Origin of the sequence: Lysobacter sp. Root76, assembly GCF_001428685.1 — a bacterium.
In the GTDB taxonomy this organism is placed as follows: domain Bacteria; phylum Pseudomonadota; class Gammaproteobacteria; order Xanthomonadales; family Xanthomonadaceae; genus Lysobacter.
The window spans coordinates 310742-333579 of record NZ_LMIK01000004.1 but is presented as its reverse complement, the minus strand read 5'-3'; the positions used below and the strand labels follow the sequence as shown (position 1 = coordinate 333579).

At 69.8% G+C, this 22838-nt stretch carries 22 protein-coding genes; 11 read left to right on the top strand and 11 right to left on the bottom strand.

Annotated elements, in window-relative coordinates; all coding sequences use genetic code 11:
• Positions 1–7 precede the first annotated feature (7 nt).
• Together ASE10_RS06625 and ASE10_RS06620 are read left to right on the top strand one after the other, a co-directional pair.
• Positions 8–976 (top strand): diguanylate cyclase, encoded by a 969-nt coding sequence (locus ASE10_RS06625; protein ID WP_055904726.1) that lies wholly within the window; start codon positions 8–10, stop codon positions 974–976.
• 306 nt (positions 977–1282) lie between these two features.
• Positions 1283–1840, top strand: coding sequence for a class I SAM-dependent methyltransferase (locus ASE10_RS06620; RefSeq protein ID WP_056306014.1), 558 nt, complete (start codon positions 1283–1285; stop codon positions 1838–1840).
• A 7-nt stretch (positions 1841–1847) separates the two neighbouring features.
• Here ASE10_RS06620 and ASE10_RS06615 read toward each other — a convergent pair whose 3' ends face one another.
• Positions 1848–2438, bottom strand: coding sequence for a TetR/AcrR family transcriptional regulator (locus ASE10_RS06615; RefSeq protein ID WP_056306011.1), 591 nt, complete (start codon positions 2436–2438; stop codon positions 1848–1850).
• 123 nt (positions 2439–2561) lie between these two features.
• Here ASE10_RS06615 and ASE10_RS06610 point away from each other — a divergent pair, with 123 nt between their 5' ends.
• The 3 genes from ASE10_RS06610 (at position 2562) to ASE10_RS06600 (ending at position 7958) form a co-directional block, all read left to right on the top strand.
• Positions 2562–3569: a hypothetical protein gene (locus ASE10_RS06610; protein WP_056100567.1), complete on the top strand. Its 1008-nt coding sequence runs from the start codon at positions 2562–2564 to the stop codon at positions 3567–3569.
• 196 nt (positions 3570–3765) lie between these two features.
• Positions 3766–6048, top strand: coding sequence for a hypothetical protein (locus ASE10_RS06605; protein WP_056306009.1), 2283 nt, complete (start codon positions 3766–3768; stop codon positions 6046–6048).
• Positions 6049–6092: 44 nt separating this feature from the next.
• A complete protein-coding gene (locus ASE10_RS06600; RefSeq protein ID WP_056100561.1) occupies positions 6093–7958 on the top strand; it encodes a hypothetical protein in 1866 nt (621 codons plus the stop codon).
• A 25-nt stretch (positions 7959–7983) separates the two neighbouring features.
• On the opposite strand, the gene ASE10_RS06595 is transcribed toward ASE10_RS06600, so the two are convergent.
• The gene (locus ASE10_RS06595; protein ID WP_056100558.1) at positions 7984–9135 is read right to left on the bottom strand and encodes a DUF1501 domain-containing protein; all 1152 of its coding nucleotides are present in this window, start codon (positions 9133–9135) and stop codon (positions 7984–7986) included.
• A gap of 1 nt (position 9136) precedes the next feature.
• Entirely contained in the window at positions 9137–10549 is a 1413-nt protein-coding gene (locus ASE10_RS06590; protein ID WP_056100555.1) for a DUF1800 domain-containing protein, read from the bottom strand.
• A 222-nt stretch (positions 10550–10771) separates the two neighbouring features.
• Here ASE10_RS06590 and ASE10_RS06585 point away from each other — a divergent pair, with 222 nt between their 5' ends.
• Entirely contained in the window at positions 10772–12151 is a 1380-nt protein-coding gene (locus tag ASE10_RS06585) for an amino acid permease (RefSeq protein ID WP_055904702.1), read from the top strand.
• Positions 12152–12304: 153 nt separating this feature from the next.
• Here the strand turns inward: ASE10_RS06585 and ASE10_RS06580 are convergent, their stop codons facing one another.
• The gene (locus tag ASE10_RS06580) at positions 12305–12553 is read right to left on the bottom strand and encodes a DUF3297 family protein (protein WP_055904699.1); all 249 of its coding nucleotides are present in this window, start codon (positions 12551–12553) and stop codon (positions 12305–12307) included.
• Positions 12554–12664: 111 nt separating this feature from the next.
• Positions 12665–12976, bottom strand: a complete 312-nt coding sequence (locus tag ASE10_RS06575; RefSeq protein ID WP_055904696.1) for a DUF3247 family protein — start codon at positions 12974–12976, stop codon at positions 12665–12667.
• Positions 12977–13148: 172 nt separating this feature from the next.
• On the opposite strand from ASE10_RS06575, the gene ASE10_RS06570 reads away from it, so the two are divergent.
• Entirely contained in the window at positions 13149–13697 is a 549-nt protein-coding gene (locus tag ASE10_RS06570) for a hypothetical protein (RefSeq protein WP_056306007.1), read from the top strand.
• Positions 13698–13715: 18 nt separating this feature from the next.
• On the opposite strand, the gene msrB is transcribed toward ASE10_RS06570, so the two are convergent.
• Entirely contained in the window at positions 13716–14183 is a 468-nt protein-coding gene (gene msrB, locus ASE10_RS06565) for a peptide-methionine (R)-S-oxide reductase MsrB (protein ID WP_056306004.1), read from the bottom strand.
• A gap of 309 nt (positions 14184–14492) precedes the next feature.
• Here msrB and ASE10_RS06560 point away from each other — a divergent pair, with 309 nt between their 5' ends.
• Entirely contained in the window at positions 14493–14702 is a 210-nt protein-coding gene (locus ASE10_RS06560) for a cold-shock protein (protein ID WP_055904688.1), read from the top strand.
• A gap of 125 nt (positions 14703–14827) precedes the next feature.
• Here ASE10_RS06560 and ASE10_RS06555 read toward each other — a convergent pair whose 3' ends face one another.
• From ASE10_RS06555 to ASE10_RS06540, 4 genes are all read right to left on the bottom strand, one after another.
• Positions 14828–16186, bottom strand: coding sequence for an MATE family efflux transporter (locus tag ASE10_RS06555; RefSeq protein WP_056306002.1), 1359 nt, complete (start codon positions 16184–16186; stop codon positions 14828–14830).
• A 103-nt stretch (positions 16187–16289) separates the two neighbouring features.
• The gene (locus ASE10_RS06550) at positions 16290–16760 is read right to left on the bottom strand and encodes a MaoC family dehydratase (RefSeq protein ID WP_056306000.1); all 471 of its coding nucleotides are present in this window, start codon (positions 16758–16760) and stop codon (positions 16290–16292) included.
• 13 nt (positions 16761–16773) lie between these two features.
• The gene (locus ASE10_RS06545; protein ID WP_055904674.1) at positions 16774–17238 is read right to left on the bottom strand and encodes a PaaI family thioesterase; all 465 of its coding nucleotides are present in this window, start codon (positions 17236–17238) and stop codon (positions 16774–16776) included.
• Between the two features lie 26 nt (positions 17239–17264).
• Positions 17265–17834: a TetR/AcrR family transcriptional regulator gene (locus ASE10_RS06540; protein ID WP_056305997.1), complete on the bottom strand. Its 570-nt coding sequence runs from the start codon at positions 17832–17834 to the stop codon at positions 17265–17267.
• Between the two features lie 206 nt (positions 17835–18040).
• Between ASE10_RS06540 and ASE10_RS06535 the strand changes: the two genes are divergently transcribed.
• Entirely contained in the window at positions 18041–18796 is a 756-nt protein-coding gene (locus tag ASE10_RS06535; RefSeq protein WP_056305995.1) for a hypothetical protein, read from the top strand.
• Positions 18797–18959: 163 nt separating this feature from the next.
• Positions 18960–19391 carry a PepSY domain-containing protein gene (locus ASE10_RS06530; protein WP_056305992.1) on the top strand — a complete coding sequence of 144 codons (432 nt, stop codon included), beginning with the start codon at positions 18960–18962 and terminating at the stop codon, positions 19389–19391.
• An 87-nt stretch (positions 19392–19478) separates the two neighbouring features.
• On the opposite strand, the gene ASE10_RS06525 is transcribed toward ASE10_RS06530, so the two are convergent.
• Positions 19479–20756: an MFS transporter gene (locus tag ASE10_RS06525; RefSeq protein WP_055904662.1), complete on the bottom strand. Its 1278-nt coding sequence runs from the start codon at positions 20754–20756 to the stop codon at positions 19479–19481.
• Between the two features lie 387 nt (positions 20757–21143).
• On the opposite strand from ASE10_RS06525, the gene ASE10_RS06520 reads away from it, so the two are divergent.
• Positions 21144–22793 (top strand): M28 family metallopeptidase, encoded by a 1650-nt coding sequence (locus ASE10_RS06520; RefSeq protein ID WP_055904659.1) that lies wholly within the window; start codon positions 21144–21146, stop codon positions 22791–22793.
• Positions 22794–22838 lie beyond the last annotated feature (45 nt).

Here is a 22838-nt window from a genome sequence, read left to right as displayed (position 1 = left end):
CAAGGATATGAGCGTGATTTTGTTCGACGTAGAAGCCTTGCCAGGAACGGCGACCGCTTCGCGACGTGCGCGATTGCTGGTCGTGGACGACCAGCCGATCAACATCCGCGCCCTGTATGAGGTGTTTTCGCCCGACCACGACGTGTTCATGGCCACCAACGGCGCCCAGGCCCTGGAGTTCTGCCAGCAGACTCCGCCGGACCTGGTGTTGCTGGACGTGGTCATGCCCGACCTCAGCGGTCTGGAGGTCTGCCGCGCGCTCAAGGCCGATTCTAAAACCCAGAGCATCCCGGTGATCTTCGTCACCAGCCTGGACGATCCGGCCGAGGAGGCCGCGTGCTGGGATGCCGGCGGGGTCGACTTCATCACCAAGCCGATCAATGCCTTGACCGTGCGCAACCGCGTGCGCGCGCATCTGACGCTGAAGCACCAGTCGGACCTGCTGCGGCGCATGGCCTGGGTCGACGGCCTCACCGGCGTCGCCAACCGGCGCCAGTTCGACGAGCGCCTGGTGCGCGAATGGCAGCGCTGCCGCCGCGGCGGCCAGCCGCTGTCGGCCGGCATCATCGATATCGACCACTTCAAGGCCTACAACGACACCTACGGCCATCTCGCCGGCGACGATTGCCTGCGTCAGGTCGCCGCGGCGATCGAACGCAGCCTGGCGCGACCGGGCGATCTGGTCGCGCGTACCGGCGGCGAGGAATTCACCTGCCTCTTGCCGGAGGTCGATCTGCAGGGCGCGCGGATCGCGGTCGAGAACGTCGAACGCGCGGTACGCGCGCTCGGCATCTCGCATTCGGCCAGCGAACACGGCATGGTCACGGTGAGCATCGGCATCGCCACCGCGCTGCCGGCCGGCGAGGAGACCGCCGAAAGCCTGCTGAAGCGCGCCGACAACGGTCTGTACAGCGCCAAACGCGCCGGCCGCGCACGCGTGCGCAGCGACGAGGATCCGCCGGTCGCCAGCCCCTGAGCGCTCGGCGGCGCACGCTTTCGCCCGAACGCAGGCGCAGGTCTAGATTCAGGTGGTCCGATGCGGCGACCAGCACAAGCGGAAATCGAGAGATACGGCGGGCCGGCCCATGCGCGCCGGCGCCGCGCTGGCTAAGCTGCGGATCCGATCGCGGAGGACGACGATGACACGGCTGTCGATACGGCGCAGCGACGCTGCGATGCGCCCGGTTTCCAAGCAGCCGGCTCCGATGCGCACGGGCGCGGATGTCGGCGCGGCGATGTCCGCATGAGTGGTGCCGGGCGCGTCCCGGAACGCTTGAGCTGGATGGCGGACCTGCTCGATCCGCAGCCCGCCGATGCGGTACTGGAACTGGGCTGCGGCAACGGCACGCTGGCCGCGCTGCTGCTGCCGCGGCTGTCGCGCGGGCGTTATCTCGGGATCGACCGTTCCTCTAGCGCGATCGCCGCGGCGGTGTGGCGCAACTCCGATGCGGTGGCTTCGGGGGCGGCGAGTTTCCGCGTCGCCGATATTGCCAAGGCCGATTTCGCCAAGGCCGATTTCGCCAAGGCCGATTTTGCCAAGGCTGAGCTCGCGAAGACCGAGCCCGGCCAAGCCTACCAACGCATCGTCGCGGTCAACCTCAACCTGTTCTGGACCGGCGCCGCGCCGGAGCTGTCGCGCCTGCGCGGGCTGCTCGCGCCGCAGGGCCGGTTGTATCTGGCCTATCAGCCGCCAAGCGCGGATGCCCTGATCAAGATCGAAGCCGTGCTGAGGCAGAACCTGGAGCGCGAGGCGTATGCGATCGAACGGGTGGATCGCGCGCCGATGCGGCCGATAGGCCAGATACAACCGGCGCTGTGCGTGGTTGCGCGCGCCGTCTGAGCCGCGCTCAGGCCTTGGCCGACAACCAGCGCTGGATCAGCGAGGCGAGCGTCGCCGCCGCCGTGGCCTCGTCGACGCGGCCGCGCTGCCATTCCTGCGCGATCGCATCGCCGGCTCCGATGATGCCCACGCAGCGCAGATGCAATTCCTGCGCCGATAGCGAGGAATAGGGCGCCAAGGCCTCGCGGTAGCGCGCGACGTAGTCGTCGATCAGGCGCTGGTGTTCGCGTTCCATCGCTTCGTCGCCCTTGAGTGCGGCGGCGATCGCCGGGTACTCCGGACCGGCCGTGGTGTAGCAACGCAGATACGCCTCGGCGAGCACGCGTGCCGCGTCGGCGAGCCTGCGCGGCAGGCGCTCGAAGCTGAGTTCCAGCGCCGCGGCCTGACGTTCGTCGATGCGCCGGTACAGCGCGATCAGCAGACCGGAGCGGGTCTGGAAATGCTCGTAGGCGATCGGCTTGCTCACGCCTGCGCGTTCGGCCAGGTAGGCCAGGGTCAGGGCGTCGCTGCCTTGCTCGCGCACGATCGCGAACGCCGTGTCGAGCAACTGCTCGCGCCGTTCGGCCTTGGGAAGTCGTCGGGTGGTCGTCTCGCTCATGGAACGCTGTACCGCCGGGTGGCGGGCTGCCGTGGCGCTGCGGCGAGCGTACATTACCAATCGTAACTTACCAATCGTAGTTTGTCGCCGTAGCGGCAACCCCCCGAACCCAGGAGTCCACCCATGTCCGCACACCCACTCGCCCCGGTCCTGATCGTCGGCGGCTCCGGCGTCGTCGGCAGTCAGGCCGCGCAGGCCCTGCGCCGCCTGCACCCGGCGCTGCCGATCGCGATCGGCGGCCGCGACCTCGCCAAGGCGCAAGCGGTCGCCGCTGCGGTCGGCGGCGCCGAGGCGACTGCGATCGATCTGCAACGCGCCGATCTCGGCCTGCCCGAGACCGCGCGCTACGGCGCCGTGATCGTGTTCGTGAAGGACGCGAGTTTGAACACCCTGAAGTACGCCCAGGCGCACGGCCTGCCTTACCTGAGCACGTCGAGCGGTTCGTTCGAAATCGCGCCCGAAGTCGCGCGTTACATCCGCACCCCGGCCGGCGCGCCGATCCTGCTCGCCAGCCACTGGCTGGCCGGCGCCGCGACCCTGCCTGCGTTGCACTACGCGCGCGAATTCGCCCGGATCGAGCGCTTCGACCTCTCGGCCCTGCTCGACGAACAGGACATGGGCGGTCCCGCCGCCTACGCCGACTACGAACGCCTGACCACCGCCGCCGGCGCGCAGGTGCTGGAAGACGGGCAATGGCGCTGGCTGCGCGGCGACGAAGCGGTGCGCGACATCGTCAGCGTCGACGGCGAGACGGTGCAGGCCGCCGCGTACTCGCCGCTGGACGTGGTCAGTCTGGCGGCCGCGACCGACGCCCGCTGGATCCGCCTCGACATGGGCCTGGGCGTTACCGCCAGTCGCCGCCGCGGCGAAGCGTACTCGACCGAAATCGCGATCTCGATCGAAGGCACCGGCCACGACGGCGAGCCCTTGCGCGTGCGCCACGAGCTGGTGCACCCGGCCGGGCAGGCGCCGCTGACCGCGCTGAGCATCGCGCTCGGCGTCGAGCGTCTGCTGGGTCTGGCCGGTGGCGCGCCGGTCGCGCCGGGACTGTACTTCCCCGATACCCTGATCGAACCGGACTACTACCTGCAGCGCTTGCAGGAGGCCGGTGTGCGAACGCGACGCGCATGATCCTCGCTGGCGGTCGCCGCGCGCGGCGGCCGTCGGCGCGACGACATGGGTTGCGCACGCTCGGTGACAGCGGCCACGGAATCGGTGGATACTCGGTCACAGTCGGCCCGCTGGGGAAGCGTCCGGCGCCCGCGCTTACCGTCTCCCGGACAGAGGTCCGGACGTACTCCTACCCGACCGCAAGGACAGGCCGTCAATGAGCAAGATCGCGATTCCCGATCTGGTCGAGAAGCTGGCCGGCGTCGCCGCCAAGCCGCTCAAGGATTCATCGGTCAAGACCGAACTGCTGGACTACGCCAAGGGCGTGGACACCACCGCGCAGAGCGGCAGCATCAAGGCGGTATTCGGCGCCTCCGCCGCGGCCGCGATCCACCTGTACAACAGCGCCGACGACGCCGACGAAGACGGCGTGATCGGCAGCCGCGCCGACGCGTCCGATCCGGCCAAGGCGACCACCGACTGGCGCCCGCAGCTCGCGTTCCAGGCGGGCAGCGCCTGGCTCAAGTATTCGCTGGCCGCCTCCGCGACGGCCAAGGCCACCGGCAAGATCGGCACCGCCGGCGGCAGCATCGCCGGCGATCGCTCGCTGCGCCTGCTTTGCTACAAGCGCCACGACGCCGGCGACCGCATCGGCGACGCGATCCTGTCCGACATCGACGAAATCGCCAGCGTCCTGTCCGCGTCCGACATCGCCACGCTGGAGGTCGGCGAAGCGGTCGCGCTGAAGGCGCGCGGCAAACTCACCGCCACCCTCAGCGTGAGCTGGTCGGACATCTTCTCGACGTCGCTGCACGGCCTGGCCGACGTGCTCGGCGCCAGCCAGACCGGTGCCTTCCTGGTCAACATCGGCGCCAGCGCCGGTGCCAGCTTCACCGCCACCGTCGACGACGATTTCAGCCTGTGTTTCGTGCGCGAAAAGGCCTCCGGCGAGCGCGCGTTCCGGGTCGCGCTGCGCAAGAGCGTGGTCCACGACGATCGTTTCGAGGCCAAGGCCGGCGTCCAGATCGAGTTCGCCGACCCCGCCGCGGTGGAGAAGGTGCTGAGCTCGGTCATGGCCGGCGTGCTCGATGCGCCGACCGCCGCCTTGAAGGCGATCGACGATGCGACCTCGCTGGACCGGATCCCCGAGCAATACCAGCCCATCGTCACCGCGCTGGCCGAGCGCTTCGGCCTGGAAGACCTGAACCCGCTGCAGCCGCTGAAGAAGAAGCTGCAGGAACTCACCGCGCTGCTCAGCGAGCGCATCGCCCAGATCGCCAAGACCAAGGTCGCCCTGGGCTTCACCTACGAGTACACGCGCCTGGCCAGCGAGGCTTCGCTGCTCGAAGCCACATTGTCGGAAGAGGCGCTGTCGCGCCTGCACGGCGCGCTGCTGGCCTTCGACTTCGCCCGCGTGCTGAACTACGGCGGCTCCGGCTATGCGCTGGACTTCTACCTGCACCAGAAGACCGTCGAGCGCGTGCGCGCCTGGGGTTTCAGCCTCGGCGTCGGCACCTGGTTCAACCTCAAGAGCAAGCAGGAGCGCAAGGACCGTTTCGTCAGCCGCCGCTATGTGTCGCCGGCCGGGGAAGCGCTGACCCGCGCCTATCTGGGCAGCACCCAGTACAGCGCCAACGCCAACACCTGGAATACCGACTACGGCGCTACCTTCAAAGCCGACCTGGAGGAGGCGCGCGCGCCGCAACAGACCGCTGCGCGCGACTTCAAGTGCGGCCTGCAGCTGTGGTGGGAGGAGAGCCGGATCAAGACCGCGAGCGAACTGCCGCGGGTGGTCGACGACGCGGTGCTGTGGGGCGTGATCGATGCGGCCGCGGCGCCGGCGCTGCACGCGCAGCTGCACGGCGTGCTCGGCGCCGCCGGCGAGTGCAAGCCGCGCCTGAGCCTGATGCTCAGCGACCACGGCCTGCGCCAGGCCATGCGGGTGTTCGCCCAGGCCGACGACGCGGCCTGGGCGCGCCACGTGGCGCGCGCGCTGCCCTGGTACGCCAAGCAATCGGCGCGCGCGAGCTGCGCCAGCCGCGAAGCGGTCTATGCGCCGCTGTTCGAGGGCTACCGCCGCCGCCCGGACGCCAGCGGCACCGCGCTCAAGCAACTGATCGCCATGAGCCTGCGCGATTACGGCGGCGGCCTGGCCGGGCAGGAGTCGATCGGCGAAACGCCGTGGACCGTCTACCAGGTGCTGCTGCGCTCGGATATCGAGCATCGTCGCTTCTGGAACCGCTGGGAACGCCTGCGCAGCGGCGCGACACGCATGACCGACCTGCTGGACGTGCGCGGCGACTGGAACGACTTCGACGACAACTTCGCGATGCTGCGCGGCGTGTTCGAGCAGACCGTCCTGATCCGCGCGGCGGCCAGTCTGCTCGCCAGCGAACTGCCGGCTTCGGTCAACGACGGCCGCGCCCGCGCCGCCACGCTGACCATCGCCTACCGCGACGGCAATCAGGACAAGAGCCTGGTGGTGGGAGGACGGGGCTGAACCACGGTCCCGGTTGCGCGAGTCCTTAGGGAGGAGGGGCGGACATGCACGTAGTGCTGAACCTGTGGTCGATGGTGTGGCCGGGCCTGAGCCTGCTGGCGGTGCTCGGCCTGTTCTGGTTCGGCGTGCGCATGATCGCCGGCTGGCTGGTGCGACCGCTCGACACCGTGTTGAGCCTGCAACCGGCCGCGTCCGGCCCAGCCGACACCCTGGTCGTCGCCGTGCACGGCATGCCCGGCCTGCGGAATTTCGGCGGCGCGCTGGATCTGATCGCACAGACCCTGCCGGACGCGGACCGCCTGATCGTCGACTATCGCGGCGGCTGGGTGCGCGGCTACACCAGCAACGCCGACGCGCTGGCGATCGCCGACGTGATCGAGCAGGGCATCCACGCCGAATGCAAGCGCGGCGGGTACCGGCGCGTGATCCTGATCGGCTACAGCGCCGGCGCCTCGCTGCTGCGCAAAGCGCTGGTGTGGGGTTACGGCGAGGAGCAGGATCGCGGCGCCTACGGCCGCCGCGGCAAGCGCGAATGGGTGGACAGGACCGAGCGCCTGGTTCTGCTGGCGGGCATGAATCGCGGTTGGAGCGTGGAGCCGCGCCCCGCGCTGATGTCCTGGCCGACCTACCTCTATATCCGCCTGTGCCAGGTCGTCGGCCATTCCCTGGGGATCGGTCGGCTGATCTCGGCCATGCATCGCGGCTCGCCCTTCATCGCCGACACGCGCGTGCAGTGGGTGCGCCTGGCCCGCTCCGAAGCGGTGCTGCAGGGGCAGCTGCATTTTCCGCAGGTGATCCAGATCATCGGCAGCGAGGACGACGTGGTGTCCAAGGAGGACGGCCAGGACCTGGTCGCCACCGCCGGCACCGTGTTCAAGACCCTGGCGCAGACCGGGCACGCGGAAATCGGCGGTGCGCTGGAGGCGGCCGGCGGCCAGGCAGTCGAACAACGCCGCAAGGCGATCGCGCTGGCGCTGCTGGGCAAGCTCGACGAGCTCGAACCGGACCTGGTCGAGTTCAAGGAAGACCGCGACGTCACCCGCCTGGTCTACGTCATGCACGGCATCCGCGACCTGGGCGAGTGGACCGACAAGGTCCGCGACGAGGTCCGGCGCCGCTACGAGACCAGCGGCGAGAAGGTCGCGGTGTTCAGTGCCAAGTACGGCCGCTTCCCGATGGCGCGCTTCCTGCTGCCCTTCGACCGCCAGCGCAACGTGCGCGATTTCATGGACCGCTACACCGAACACCTGGCGCGTTATCCGAACGCCGAGTCGATGGACTACGTCGGCCATAGCAACGGCACCTACATCTTGGCCAGCGCGCTGCTGCGTTATGTGACGGTGCGGGTGCGGCGGGTGTTCTTCGCCGGCAGCGTCATGCCGTACGGCTATCCCTGGGTCGAGCTGGTCGATGCCGGCCGGGTCGAGAGCGTGGTCAACGTGGTCGCCACCCGCGACTGGGTGGTGGCGATCTTCCCCAAGATGTTCCAGCAGCTGGCGGATCTTTTCCGGCTCGACAACCGCAAGGGGCTGCTGGATCTCGGCGGCGCCGGTTTCGACGGCTTCGCCGCGTCCGGCATGACCGCGGCGGTGGACAACCTGGAGTACTCGCGCGGCGCGCATTCCACCGGCGTGGCGGTCGACGATCCGGCCAAGCTCGGCGCGATCGGCGCCTACGTGGTCGACGGCGACCGTTCTAGTCTGCGCACCTTCGAGGCGGCCAAGAGCAAGAACGCGCTGCTCGCTGTGGTGTCCACCCTGTGCGCGTTCGTGTGGGTCGGACTGCTGGCGGCGCTGTCGGCGCTGGGCTACGCGGTGTTCCTGTACTTCGGCGGCGGCAGCGTCCTGCTGGGCGGCATCGCGGTGGCGCTGTACCTGCTGGTGGTGATCCTGCTGCTGTACTGGATCTGATCGCCGCCGCCGTCGCGGCGGCGGCTTAGGTCAGCAGACCATCCATCGCCCGCACCGCGCGGCTGTCCGGGAACACGTGGTTTTCCAGCGCGTTCTCGGGCACCCGCAGGTGCGCGGCCAACAGGCCTTTGAACAGGCCGCGCAGGTCGCTGGTCGCGCGCAGGTCGCGGCCTTCGTTGAGCGCGCCGGGCGCCAGTCCCGGCCAGTCGCCGGCGATGCGGCCGCCCTTGACCGCGCCACCGGCCAGCAGCGCCAGGCCGCCGGTGCCGTGGTCGGTGCCGGCGGTGCCGTTGACCGCGGCGGTGCGGCCGAACTCGCTGACGATCGCAACGACCGTGCGCTCCCAGATCGGCGCGGCGCCGTCCTGGAAGGCGCGCAGGCCGGCATCGAGTTCGCCGAGCTTGCGCGTCAGCACCGCGGCCTGGTTGCTGTGGGTGTCCCAGCCCGAATCCTCGACGAAGCCCAGACGCGGGCCATCGGCGGCGGCCATGAACTTCGCCGCCGCCGCCATGGCCTGCGGCAAGCGGCCGCCGCGCGCGTTTCCGGCGGCCATGCCGGTGCCCTGGTTTCCTGATGCGTTGTCGAGCGCGCGCGCGAACGCGCCCGACAGGCGCGGGTCGGCCGCGTACAGCGGCTGCAGACGCTGCAGCAGGATCGGATTGACGTCCTCGGGCAACGGCGGCGACCAGGTCGTGACGGCGCCGGGGCCGCGCATGATCAGCGGCATCACCGCGGTCACCGACAGCGCTTCGCCGCCGCGCAGGGATTCGGCGCAGCGGTTGAGCCAGCCGGTGGCGGCGCCGCTGGCGCTGGCGGTGCCGTTCTCCAGGCAGTCCTGGGCTTCGAAATGCGAGCGCTGGCGATACGGCGGCGCGATCGCGAGCACCGGCAGCAGTTCCCCGCGGCCGTACAGCGTGTGCGCGAACGCCAGCGAGGGGTGCAGGGCGAAGTCGCCGTTCAGTGGGCGCGCATCCTGCGGGACCAAGGCGCCACGCAGGCGCGCGTAGGCCGCGTCGTCGCGCGGCGGCAGCACATGCAGGCCGTCGACGCCGCCGCGCAGCAGCACCACCAGCAGGCGGGTGTCGGCGGAGGCGGCGCTCGCGCTCAGGCCCGGCCACAGGCTGAGCGCGGTGACCGCGCCGGCCGCTCCGATGAAATGGCGTCGGCTCAGTCTCATCTCAGCTTCTCCATTGGAAGGCAGGGCTGGCGAACAGCAGCGCCAGTCCGTCGCGCGGGGATTCGGCGCGCCGCAGTGCGTCCAGGGTGTCGGCGTCGGCACGATCGGCGAACACCTCGCGGGCGGTCGCGAGTGCGTCCACGCGGACCTCGGGCGCGGACTCGGACAGGCTCTGCGCGGCCTGCACGCGTTTCCACAAGGCGTCCGGTCCGCTCCATTCGGCGGCCTCGTCGGCGTAGCCGGCGGGCGAGCGCGGGGTGAACGGCGGTTGGCCCATGCGTGCGAGCAGGCCGATCAGCGCGCGCGGTTTCTCGCCTGGGGTGGCGCCGCTGACGCGCAGCGCCGACACCACGAAATCGTCCGGCGTCTTGAACTTGCGCGCGTCCTCGCTCCAGGCCTCGGGCGCGTCGATCAGGGCCGCATAGACGGTGGGCAGGTCGCCGCCGCTGCGCTGCCAGGCCGCGCTCAGGCGCGCGACCAGCGCCGGCGCCGGCGCGTCGCCGACGAAATGGCGGGCAAGCTTGTACGACAGATGGCGCGCGGTGGACGGATGCACCGCCAGGTCGCTCAGGATCGCGCGGCCCTGTTCCAGTCCGCCCTCGGTATAGCGGCGCCCGATCACGCTGCGCGCGCCGCCTTCGTGCGCGGCGGCGCGGAACACGAACGCCGAACGCGCGTCGCCGGCCGCGAGTTCGCGCGGCAGGGGCACGCCCCAGCCGGTGATCGCGCGCGCCAGCTCGGTCACGTCGGCCTGGGCGTAGCCGCCGTCGACGCCGAGGGTGTGCAGCTCCAGGATCTCGCGCGCGAGGTTTTCGTTCAGGCCGACCTCGCGCTTGGGCGCCTGCGCGTCCGCGCGCGCCATGCGCCGGCGCGCGCGCTGCGCATAAGGCGAATCGCCGCCGACCGAGCGCACGTTGTCGAGGTAGCGCAGCATGCCCGGGTGCGATTCGACCGCGATCAGCAGATCGGCGTAGCGCGACAGCAGGTGCGGGCGGATCGCCTCGCGCTCCATCGGCGCGGCGTACAGGGAGGCGGCGCGCTTGTCGATCGAGATCGCGAAATGGTTGGACCAGAACCGCACCAGGCGCTCGACGAAGCCGCGTTCGCTGGCGACCGCGACCCGGTAGCGGCGGCCGAACTCGCGCAGTTGGTCGTCGCGGAAGCGCTGGCCGAAATTGGCGACCTCATCGGCGCCCTCGCCCTGGCGGCGCGCGGCCCGGCGTTCGCGGTAGTAGTCGGCCTCGCGGCGGACGTAGTCCAGGCTGGTGGGCAGGTCGGCGAACTGCGCCTGCGCGCCGTCGCCGCGCAACTGCGCGTGCAGCCAGCCGCGCGGGTCGGCGATCCGCGCCAACTGGCCCGGCGCCGCGCCCAGGCCGAAACGATTGACCGCGCTCACGCTTTCGCGAGTGCCCATGCCGCGCTCTCCCTCGGGGTCCGTCATGACAACGCAGGAGCGCGGCGCCGGTTGACGCGGATCGGGACGCGGATCGGGACGCGGCGCCGGGCGGGGCGGGGCGGAAACGCGGCCGCCGCCCCTACACCTGCGGGCCGGCATCGCGTAGGGTTGCGAGCAGTCGGCGCGCCGCGCCGCGCAACCGCAGGCCCGCGCCCGGCGCGTGGCCAGGAGACCGTGGCAATGCAGAGCGAACCGCAAGACCTACATCGCGGCCTGGGCGAGCGCCATATCCGCCTGATGGCGCTGGGCGCCGCGATCGGCGTCGGCCTGTTCCTGGGCTCGGCCAACGCGATCAAGCTGGCCGGTCCCGGCATCCTGCTCGCCTACCTGCTCGGCGGCGCGGCGATCTTCATCATCATGCGCGCGCTGGGCGAGATGGCCGTGCACAACCCGGTCGCCGGCTCGTTCAGCCGCTACGCGCAGGACTACCTGGGCCCGCTGTCGGGCTACCTCACCGGCTGGAACTACTGGTTCCTGTGGCTGGTGACCTGCGTGGCCGAGATCACCGCGGTCGGCATCTATATGCAGATCTGGTTCCCGGGCACGCCGCAGTGGGCCTGGGCGCTGGCGGCATTGGCGGCGATGGGCTCGGTCAACCTGATCGCGGTGCGCGCCTACGGCGAGTTCGAATTCTGGTTCGCGATGATCAAGGTCGTGACCATCGTGCTGATGATCGTCGGCGGCCTGGGCATGATCGTGTTCGGCTTCGGCAACCACGGCGTCGCCACCGGCATCTCCAACCTGTGGTCGCACGGGGGCTTCTTCCCCAACGGCGCCAAGGGCGTGCTGATGTCGCTGCAGATGGTGATGTTCGCCTACCTGGGCGTGGAGATGATCGGCCTGACCGCGGGCGAGGCCGCGAACCCGAAGAAGTCGATCCCGGACGCGATCAACTCGGTGTTCTGGCGGATCGTGATCTTCTACGTCGGCGCGCTGTTCGTGATCCTGTCGATCTATCCCTGGAACGAGCTGGGTACCACCGGCAGCCCGTTCGTGATGACTTTCGAGCGCCTGGGCATCCGCGAAGCCGCCGGCATCATCAACTTCGTGGTCCTGACCGCGGCGCTGTCGTCGTGCAACAGCGGCATCTTCAGCACCGCGCGCATGCTCTACAACCTGGGCCTGCAGGGCCAGGCGCCGCGCACCTTCGCCCAGACCTCGGCCGGCGGCGTGCCGCGCAAGGCGGTGCTGGTGTCGGTGACGGTGCTGCTGTTCGGCGTGCTGCTGAACTACCTGGTGCCGGAGAAGGTGTTCGTCTGGGTGACCTCGATCTCGACCTTCGGCGCGATCTGGACCTGGGCGGTGATCCTGCTGTCGCACCGCAAGTTCCGCGCCGGCCTGAGCCCGGCGCAGCGCGACGGCCTGGAGTTCAAGATGCCGCTGTATCCGGTCGGCACCTGGATCGCGCTGGCTTTCCTGGTGCTGGTGGTCGGCCTGATGGCCTACTTCCCCGACACCCGCATCGCCCTGTTCGTGGGCCCGGCCTTCCTGATCCTGCTGGTGGTGCTGTATTACGCGCTGGGACTGGGCAAGCGCGCGGCGGCGGTCGAATCGCGCTGAGGTTCGCGCGAGGCTGCGGCGCTTTAGGATAGGAGCGGCGTAAGCCGCAACCGCGAAACCAGCGTCCGCGGCGCAATCCGGAAACACCGCGCACGGCCGCCCAACGCGGCCGTCGCGCTCGCCACCGCCCCGGCAGGGCGGTCGCGTACGGACTTATTCCTTCGCCGGCGTCAGGAAGTAGGCGACCACTTCGCCCTTGACCTTGACCGTCATCGGATTGCCGCGACGGTCCAGGGCCTTGCCCACCGGCACCCGCACCCAGCCTTCGCTGACGCAGTATTCCTCGACGTTGTGGCGCTCCTGGCCGTTGAAGCGGATGCCGATGCCGCGCTCGAGCAGGGAATCGTCGTGGAAGGGGCTGCGCGGGTCGTTGGACAGGCGGTCGGGCGGGGTATCGGTCATCGTCGGCATCGCTGAGGCAGGTGGTACCGGCGCAGGGCGCGGGCTGGGATCGCGGCGCGCACGGGGCGGCGCCGGCTGCACAGGATACGCGCCGCGCCGGCCGCGGTCGCCTCAGGCCGGTCGCTGCAGCTCGAGCGCGGTCAGCGGCCGGATCGCGTCGATCTCGTCCAGCCACAGGTCGTGCACGCGGCTGGCGTCGCCGCCTAGCGGCTCTTCCAGCCGCAGCACCCCGTTCAGACCTTCGACGTCGCCCGGGCCGTAGAACGACTGCAGGCTCGGCAGGGCCGCGACCACGCCGCGCAGCACGCGGCCGTCGTGCAGGCTCAGTTCGACTCGGGCGTCGTCGCGCAGGCTGGCGATGCGCGCTTCCAGGCGGGCGATGTCGGCGGGCGCGGAATAGACATGGTCGGCGTTGCGGGACATGGCGGCGGCCTCGGTCGGTATGCGCCGACTCTAGTCGCGCACCGCGCAAGCGCAGGTGAAGCGCGGTGGACCCGGCGCCGCCGACCTCGCAGAATCCGGGCAGGCGCGGCCCGGCTTTCCAAGGCCGCGGCCAAGCCTCATCCTGCCCGCCCCCACCCGACGCGACGCGCCCATGAACGCACCCGACGACGACTACGACGGCGACGATTACGGCGACGGTTACGACAGCGACCTCGACGAAGCCGGATCCGAAGCCCTGGTCTGGCAGCTGTTGCTGCTGATCAACCCCGGCGACGAGGAATCGGCGCTGCAGCAGTTCGCCGACTACCGCGAGGCGCTGAACGAGGCCGGCGGCGAAACCGACGAGCCGATATGGCTGATCAAGGACGCGATCGACTGGAAGGCCGGCTACTACGTCGACTGGAAGGACAGCGAATCCTTCATCGACAGCATCAACGAGCTGGCCGCGCGCTGGAACCTGCGCATCGACTGGGGTACCGACGACACCGCCGATCCGGAGTTCCTGGACGGCACCGACATCCCGGCGCTGATGGCGACCGCGCACGACCGCCTGCGCGAGCACGGCTACACCCTGTGGACCTGGAACACCGGCGGCGACAGCTATGCCGGCTGGATCGCGCTGCGCCGCGACGACGAGGGCCTGCAGATGCTGGCGACCGCGCTCGGGATCGAGGCGCGGCCGGGCAGCGACGCGTTCTGAGCCGGCGGCAGGCCCGGCTCAGCCCGCCGGATCGGCCTCGGCGCCGCCGCGCTGGAGCGGATCGGGCAGGGCCTCGCCGTTGCGGCTGAAGGCCAGCGAGACCGAATTCAGGCAGTGGCGCTCGCCGGTCGGCGGCGGGCCGTCCGGGAACACATGGCCGAGGTGGCTGCCGCAGCGCGCGCAGACGATCTCCTCGCGGACCATGCCGTAGCTGGTGTCGCGCACCACCCTGACGTGCGCCGGGTCGTAGGGGGCGAAGAAGCTGGGCCAGCCGGTGCCGGAGTCGAACTTGGTGCTGGAGCGGAACAGCGGCAAGCCGCAGAACCGGCAGGTGTAGACTCCGTCGAGCTTGTTGTCGAGGAACACCCCGCAGAACGGGGCCTCGGTGCCGTGGTGCAGCAGCACCTCGCGCTCCTCCCCGCTCAGGCCTTCGGTGAGTTCGTGTCGCTGGGCGTCGCTGGGCGGGGTCAGGTCGAAGGCGGTCATCGCGGGCTCCGGACGGCGGTGGTGCCCCAGATGGTACGCAAGCCCGCTCTGAGTGGGGTGGAGGGCGCGGAAACGGTGCTTCCCGTCCCTGTTCAGCTGAACGGGCGACAAATTTTACGGCGAAGGTATTGCAATCCGCTCAGGAGCGAACTAGGGTATCGAGTGCTGTGTTCGTCAAGGGTCACCATGAACCGTGGCCCGATGCCGTAGATCCCAGATCCGCCCATCGTTGCACCTGGCTTCCTCCTTGCAACCAGCATCACGGCCGCTTAGGCGGCAATTCCCATTACGTTTCAAGGAGCAAGCAAAATGTCGAACCGTGAATTCGGTACGGTCAAGTGGTTCAACGATGCCAAGGGCTTCGGCTTCATCAGCCGTGAGAACGGCGAAGACGTGTTCGTGCACTTCCGCGCGATCGAGTCGCAGGGCTTCAAGAGCCTGCAGGAAGGCCAGAAGGTCTCCTTCACCGTCACCCAGGGCCAGAAGGGCCTGCAGGCTGAATCGGTGCAGGCGGTCTGAACCGCTTATCGGGCCGCGCCTCCGGGCGCGATCCGAAACGAAAAACCCGGCCTCGGCCGGGTTTTTTGTTTTCTGGGGTCCTGGCCTGGGCGCTGTCCAGCTTGTGACTCAGGCCGGCGCGCGACTCAAGCCGGCGCGGCCGCCGTCATCGTGACCGTGGCCCGGCGCAGCGCGCGCAGCAGCAATACCGCGCTGAGGATGGCCTGCAGGGTCACCGAGGCCACCGACACCAGCCACAGTTGGTGCAGCTCGAAGCCCGGTTGGCTCGACAGCCACACCGCCGGCACCACGAAGGTCAGCAGGCGGCTGGCGCTGCTGAGAAAGGCGGGCAGGGTGTTGCCCAGGGCCTGGAACATGCCCGAGCAGGTGAAGATCAGCCCCGAGGCGACGAAGTTCAGGGAAATGATGCTCAGGAACTGCACCGCGACCGCGATCACCGTGGTTTCCTGGGTGAAGGCGCCGACCAGCCAGTCCGGCCGCCACTGGCACAGCGCGGTCAGGCCCAGCATCAGCACGGTGCCGATCGCGACCGCGGCCTGGAAGGTCGCGCGCACCCGCTCGGGCCGGCGCGCGCCGACGTTCTGACCGGCCACCGGAGCGGTCGCGAAGGCCACCGCCATCGCCGGCAGGAAGATCGCCTGCATCACCCGCTGGCCGATGCCGAAACCGGCCTGGGCCTCGGCGCCGAAGCCGCGGATCACCCAATAGATCACCGCCATGTAGACGAACATCAGCGCGAACTCGCCGCCCGGTGGCAGGCCGATGCGCAGGATGCGCTTCCACACCGCGAGCCGGGCGTGGAACTGGCTGGGGTCGAAGCCGACATACTTTTCCAGGCGCGCGAAGTACAGCGCCATCATCACCACGCCCGCGGCGACCGAGATCGAGGTCGCCAGGCCCGCGCCGGCCACGCCCATCGGCTTGCCGGTCAGCCAGCCGGCGATCAGCACCGGCGCCAGGATCGCGTTGAGGACCACGGTCAGCATCTGCACGACCATGGTCGGCTTGGCGATGCCGGTGCCGCGCAGCGCCGAACCCATCGCGATCTGGGCGAACTGCAGCGCCAGGCCGGGCAGGAACCAGTAGAGGTAATCGATGCCGGCCTGGGTGGTCGCCGCATCGGCGCCGAGCGTGCGCATATAGGCGCCGCCGAGCGCGTAGCCGCCGACCAGGGTGACCGCGGTGCAGGTCAGCGCCAGCAGCAGGCTCTGGTTGAACACCAGGTTGGCGTCCTCGCGGTCCTTGCGCCCGACCGCGTGCGAGATCAGCGCCATCGTGCCCACGCCCAGGATCTGGGTCAGCGCCATCACGATGAACTGCACGTTGCCGGCCGCGCCGACGCCGGCGATCGCGGCATCGCCCAGGCGCGCGACGAAGTACAGATCGATCAGGAAATACAGGGTCTGGAACAGCATGCCGATCATGATCGGCGCGGCCATCCGCACGACGTGCTTGGGGATGGAGCCTTGGGTCAGGTCCTGCATGGCGGTTCCGGCGTGTGCGACCCGCGGACGTTAGCGCGCGCCGACGCTGCGCGCCATGGCCGCAAGGCACGGTTCGGCGCAAATCCGCTGCGGGCGTCGTCGCCTACGCGGCGGCATTCGGACGTCGGAACACGATCAGCTTGCCGGTGAAGGCTTGCACGACTTCGCCGCGCTGGTTGCGGGTCTCGTTGCGGACCACGACCAGGCCGCGGTCCGGACGCGAACGCGACGCCGCGACTTCGACGATCTCGCTGTGCACCTGCAGGGTATCGCCCGGCCGGGTCGGGCGCGGCCAGGCGATCTCGGCGCCGGCGCCGATCAGGCCGCCTGCGGGTATGCCCCGATCGACCAGCAGGCGCATGGTGATCGCCGCGGTGTGCCAGCCGCTCGCGGCCAGGCCTTCGAACAGGCTTGCGCGCGCGGCTTCGTCGTCGAGATGGAAGGGCTGCGGGTCGAACTCGCGCGCGAAGGCTTTGATCTGCGCTTCGCTGACGGTGCAGGTGGCGGTTTCGAATCGCTGGCCGACCGCGAGGTCGTCCAGGTACAGGCCGTCGTCGGGGGTGTCGGTGTGCATGCGCGATCCTCGTTCAGGCCTTGCGTTCGAACACCAGCAGGGTCGAAGTCGCCGAGGCGTACAGGCGGCCCTGGGCATCGGTGAGCTTGCCCTCGGCGAAGGCGACGCGCTTGCCGATCGACAGCAGTTTGGCTTCGGCGCGCACCGGACCGGTGTCGGAGGTCATGGCGCGGTGATAGGCGATCTTGAGCTCCAGCGTCGTATAGGCCTGCTCGGCGCTGAGTGCGCTGTGCGCGGCGCAGCCGCAGGCCGAGTCGAGCAGGGTCGCGGCGTAGCCGCCGTGGATCACGCCCAAGGGGTTGTACGCGTGCGGGCCGGGCGTGCCGGCGAACACCGCGCGTCCTTCGTCGACCTCGGTGAGGATGAAGCCCAGGGTCTCGCCGATCGGCGGCGGGCGGCCGGCGGCGAGCAGGGCGCGCAGGGTGTCCAGGCCGTTGAGGCCGCGCAGGGTTTCGAGTTCGAACACATTCACGGTCATCACGGGGGTTTCCGATAGTGGGGATGTCAGCGGGAGGGGATGGAAGCCGATACCGCCTGCAGCACTTCCTGCGACAGGCCCGGATCGTCGACCGCGCGCGCCAGCACCAGCGCGCCGACCAGGCTGGCCAGGGTCGCCAGCGCGCGCTCGCGACGCGCGGCGCGGCTGCGGCCCGGCAGCAGCGGCGTCAGCAGTTCCAGGTAAGAACTCAGCGCCCGCCCCAGGCTGCGCCGCACCGGCGGCTGCAGGCGTGCGGCGTCGGCGCCCAAGGCGGCGAAGGTGCAGCCGCGCCCGGGCTGGTCGCGGTGCGCGGTGGACAGGTAGGCGGCGGCGATGTTCCGCAGGGCGTGCATGGGATCGCGCTCGATCAGCTGGGTCCAGTAGGCCAGAGACCCGCTCACGGCGTGCTCGCAGGCCTGCGCCATCAGGTCCTGCTTGGAGTCGAAATGGCCGTAGAAGCCGCCGTGGGTGAGGCCGGCGTTCTGCATCAGTTCGGCGATGCCGATGCCGTCGTAGCCGCGTTCGCGGAACAGCCGGGCGGCGGCGCCGACGATGCGTGCGCGGTTTTCGGCGGCCTGTTCGCGGCTGACTTTCATGGCTGGGCTCCGCCGGACCGCGTACGGGCCTGGTCGGGCGATGCTAGCAATATTCATGACGATCGACATTTAAATCCGACGGGCGGCCGGCACCGTCCGGCGCGTCTGTCCGAAAGGCGGGCGACGCGCGCGCTGGCGCCGGTCGCCGCAATTCGCGTCTAATCCGGAAGCCGGCGGAGCGCGCCGGCTCACGACACGGAATCGCGATGCGCCTGCCTGCCGCTGTTTTCCTCGCCACCGCAATCTGTGCCGTCACCGCGGCGGCCGCGTCCACGCGCGCACCCGCGCCCGCGGCGCATTGCCTGGACGCGCGCGCGATGGGCGAAGTGCGGCAGGCGTCGGAGCGCACCCTGGCGGTACTGCAGAACGACGGCCGCCGTTTTCGCGTCGATCTGAAAGAGGAGTGCCCGGCCGCGGGCGCGGATGCGCAGGCCAGCGTGCTCGCGCGCGAGGGCTGGGTCTGCGGCACCGGCAACGAGTACGTGCGCAGCGGGCAGCGTCTGTGCCCGGTGGCCGCGGTCGCCGAGATCGATGCCAAGGACTACGCCGCGCTGGCGCTGGCCAGTCACCGCCGCCACGGCGATGTCGCCACGCTGGACACGGTCGAGGTGCGCGCCGAAAAGCGCCGTGGCTTCGGCGGCTCGGTGTCGTACTGCCTCAACCCGCGTTACATGCGCGGCTGGAACGAGGACGGCAAGGGCCTGGTGGTGGAAGTCTCGCCGCAGCGCTCCGGTGGCCATCGCTACTACCGGGTCGAACTCGCGCACAGCTGCCCGGAATTGTTCGATGCCACCACCATCGAACTGCGTTCGGGCATGGGTATCAGCGCCGTCTGCGGCAATCCCGGCGACGTGGTCGCGGTGGTGCCGGAAATGCGCGCCGGCGAAGGCATCGCGCGCAGCGGCGGCGCGCTGTCGCGGATCAGCTGCCCGATCGCCTCGGTATATCCGGTCGAAAAATAGGCGCTCGCGATACCGCGCTGTCGCGATCGAATTCACGTTCGCGCGATGCCTTCGTTAGCGTCGCGTGCATGCGTCGTGAAGCAGCGCGACTGAATGGGCGATGTTCACCGTCGGTTGGCGTGCGTGTGACAAGACTCGGACACCGTCCCCACAGGAGGTTGTCATGAAGCGAGTCACCGTACTGAGCGGCGCTGCGTTCGCGTTCGCGCTGGCCGTATCCGGCGCCGTGCAGGCGCAGGATGCACTGACCGAAGCACAGGTGCGCGCCACGCTGACCGACCAGGGCTATACCCACGTCAACGACATCAAGTTCCGCGACGGCGTCTGGAAGGCCGACGCGCGCAGCGCCGAAGGCAACCGCGTGGACGTGCGCCTGGATCCCAAGACCGGCCGCGTGTTTCCGGACGAGCAGGTCGCCAACCTCAGCGAAGCCGACGTGCGCGCGCACCTGGCCGTGGCCGGTTACACCAATGTGCACGACGTCGATTACGAGGACGGCATCTGGAACGCCGAGGCCGACGATCCGGCCGGCCGCGACGTCGAACTCAAGATCGATCCCAAGACCGGGCGCGTGATCGGCGCCGACAAGGACTAAGGCCGACCCGGATCGCGCCGCATCGCGGCGCGATCCCGTCGTGTTTTTGCGAAGCGTCGCGTCGCCGGACGCGTTTCCCCGTTGCGTTTACCAGCTGTCCTCGAGCATGCGCGGCCGGCAGGCGAGATAACCGCCGATCGTCAGCACCACCAGGCACAGGGTCAGGAAACCGAACGGCAGCAGCCAGCCGTGACTGCGCTCGTGCAGCCAGCCGAACAGCAGCGGTCCGATGCAGCTGATGCTGTAACCCAGCCCCTGCATGAAACCCGAGAGCGCGGCCGAACCGGCCTGGGTGCGCGTGCGCAGGTTGATCAAGGTCAGCGACAAGGGGAAGGTGCTCGGGCCCAGGCCCAGCATCGCCACCCAGAGCAGGGTCAGCGACATCGGCGCCCACAGCAGCCCGGCGAAGCCGCCCAGGTACATGACCACACAGGCCAGCACCACCGGGAACGGATTGGCGATGCGCACCGCCAGCGCCGGCAGCGCCAGCGCCGCGATCAGGCCCAGGGTCGAGAACAGCGCGACCATGCTGCCGCCCAGCGCCGGACTGCCGCCGGCTTCGACCAGCAGCTTGGGCAGCCAAGTGAACATCGAATAGGTGATCAGCGAGGTCATGCCGAACATCAGCGCCATGCCCCAGGCCACCGACGAGCGCCAGGGCCGGCCGCGCGGCGCGGGTGCGCTCAATTCCGGCGCTTCGTCCGCGCCGGTGACGGCGTGGTCGTGCGCCTCGCTCAGCGCGCGCGCTTGCGCCGAGCGGCCGTAGCGTTCCATCCACAGCGTCGCGATCCACGGCAATGCCGCGGCCACCGCGACCAGCGACCACGACCCCAGCGATGTGCGCCAGCCCGCGGCCTGCGCCAGCGGCACCGCCGCCAGCGCCGGCAGGATCGTGCCCAACTGCAGCACGGTGATGTAGAGCGAACTCACCGCGCCGACGCGATCGGCGAAATAGCGCTTCACCAGCGGCGGCAGCACCACGTTGCCGATGCCCATGCCCGACAGCGCCACCGCCGAGGCGACCAGCAACTGCCAGGTGTCGCCGGCGAATGCGCGGGCGAGCAGGCCCAGCGCGGCCAGCGCCATCGCCGACAGTGCCGCGCGTTCCAGACCGAGGCGGTGCGCGATCGCCGGCGTGAGTACGCCGAATGCCGCGAACGCCGCGGTCGGCACCATGCCGAACACGCCGGTCATGGTCGGACCGAAGCCGAAGTCGCGGCCGAGGCTGTCCAGCAGCGGCGTCAGCGAAGTCACCGCGGTGCGCAGGGTGAACGCGGACAGCACGATGCCGGCCAGGATCAGGCCGCGGCCCTGCCACAGCGAACGCGAGCGCTGAGCCGGGGCGACGTAGGCGGTCGCGCTCATCGCGCGCACCGGGCGGTGGGATGGGAGGTCGTGTTGCGGGCAGCGGGGTTCATTGCGGTGCAGCCATCGGGGTGCGCGGGCCGGCCGCGACGGTGCGGCGTCTGTGAAATGCGGTGCTGCGGCGAGCGGCGGGGCTCACGCGGCGGTCGGCGGGCGCTACAGGGGGAGGGGCGACGCTGCGGTCGTGGCCGCAGCGTCGGAGGCGACAGTGTGCCCGACAAGATGAATGCGCGGCAGCCGCGCCAGGACAACGCACAGTTCCAGGCGCCGGCCACCGAAACGACACAAAGTGCAAAGCCGGGGCCTGCAACCCTGACTTCCGCCGCTGGACCGGCCGATCCGCGCTCAACTAGTATCGGCCGCACTTTGGTCACAGGCGTCCCGTCCATGAAACTGCTGGTTGCGTCCTTGCTGTCCCTGTCGGTGTCCGCGGCCCTGGCGGCCGAAGCCCCGAAGTTCGATCCCCAGCGTTTGTCCGACGAGGTCAAGACCTTGTCCTCGGACGAGTTCGAAGGTCGCGGTCCGGCCACCGCCGGCGAGACCAAGACCGTCGACTACGTGGTCGCGCAGATGAAGGCCGCGGGCCTGAAACCGGGCGGCGACCTCAAAGACGGCAAGCGCGCCTGGACCCAGGCGGTGCCGCTGACGCGTTCGCAGATCGAAGGCGTGCCGACCCTGTCGGTGGCGGTGGACGGCAAGTCGCAGGCATTGACCCAGGGCGGCGAGATCGCCGTGCGCGCCGCGCTCGACGGTTCCAAGTCGGTGTCGATCGCGAACGCGCCGCTGGTGTTCGCCGGTTACGGCATCAAGGCGCCGGAGCGCAACTGGGACGACTTCAAGGGCGTCGACCTCAAGGGCAAGATCGCGGTCGTGCTGATCAACGACCCCGACTTCGAGAGCGGGCAGGGCGACTTCGGCGGCAAGGCCATGACCTACTACGGCCGCTGGACCTACAAGTACGAAGAAGCCGCGCGCCAGGGCGCGCTCGGCCTGCTGATCGTGCACGAGACCGATCCGGCCTCCTACGGCTGGGCCACGGTCAAGAATTCCAACACCAACACCATGTTCGACGTGGTCCGCGACCGTCCGGGCGCGACCCACCCGACCATGGAAGGCTGGATCCAGCGCGATTTCGCCGTCGACCTGTTCAAGCGTTCCGGCCTGGATTTCGAAGCGCTCAAGCGCCAGGCGCAGACGCGCGACTTCAAGCCGGTCGAACTCAAGGGCGCGAGCTTGTCGGCGAACTACGCGGTCAAGAGCGAAGTCATCACCTCGCAGAACATCGTTGGCCGCGTCGACGGCGCCCAGCGCCCGGACGAGACCGTCATCTACAGCGCGCACTGGGACCACCTGGGCGTGGGCGCGCCGGATGCCAAGGGCGACAAGATCTATAACGGCGCGGTCGACAATGCGACCGGCACCGCTGCGCTGATCGAGATGGGCCGCGCTTTCGCCCATGGTCCCAAGCCGCAGCGTTCGGTGGTGTTCCTGGCGGTGACCGCCGAGGAAAAGGGCCTGCTGGGTTCGGAGTACTACTCGTCCAAGCCGCTGTACCCGCTGGCCAAGACCGTGGCGGTGATCAACACCGACGCGCTCGACCCGACCGGCCCTTCGCGCGACTTCACCACCTCCGGCAGCGCCAAGCAGGAATTGCTGGACGAGCTGATCGCGCTCGGCCAGCGCTGGAACCTCAGCTACGTCACCGATGCCAAGCCCGAGGCCGGCCACTTCTTCCGCTCCGATCACTTCCCGTTCGCCAAGCGCGGCGTGCCGGCGATCTCGTTCGGTTCCGGCGACGACAAGGTCGAGGGCGGCCGCGCTGCCGGCGAGGCCGCGCAGCAGGCCTACACCGCCGACCGCTACCACCAGCCGGCCGACCAGTGGGAAGCCAGCTGGACCTTCACCGGCATGGCCCGCGATCTGGAACTGCTGTACACGCTGGGCAACGGCCTGGCCAACTCCAAGCGCTGGCCGAACTGGAGCCAGGATTCGGAGTTCCGCGCCGCGCGCGACGCCACCGCTGGCGAACGCAAGTAAGGCCACGTCGCCGCTCTCTCCCGCGACGGAGGGAGCGGCGATGCG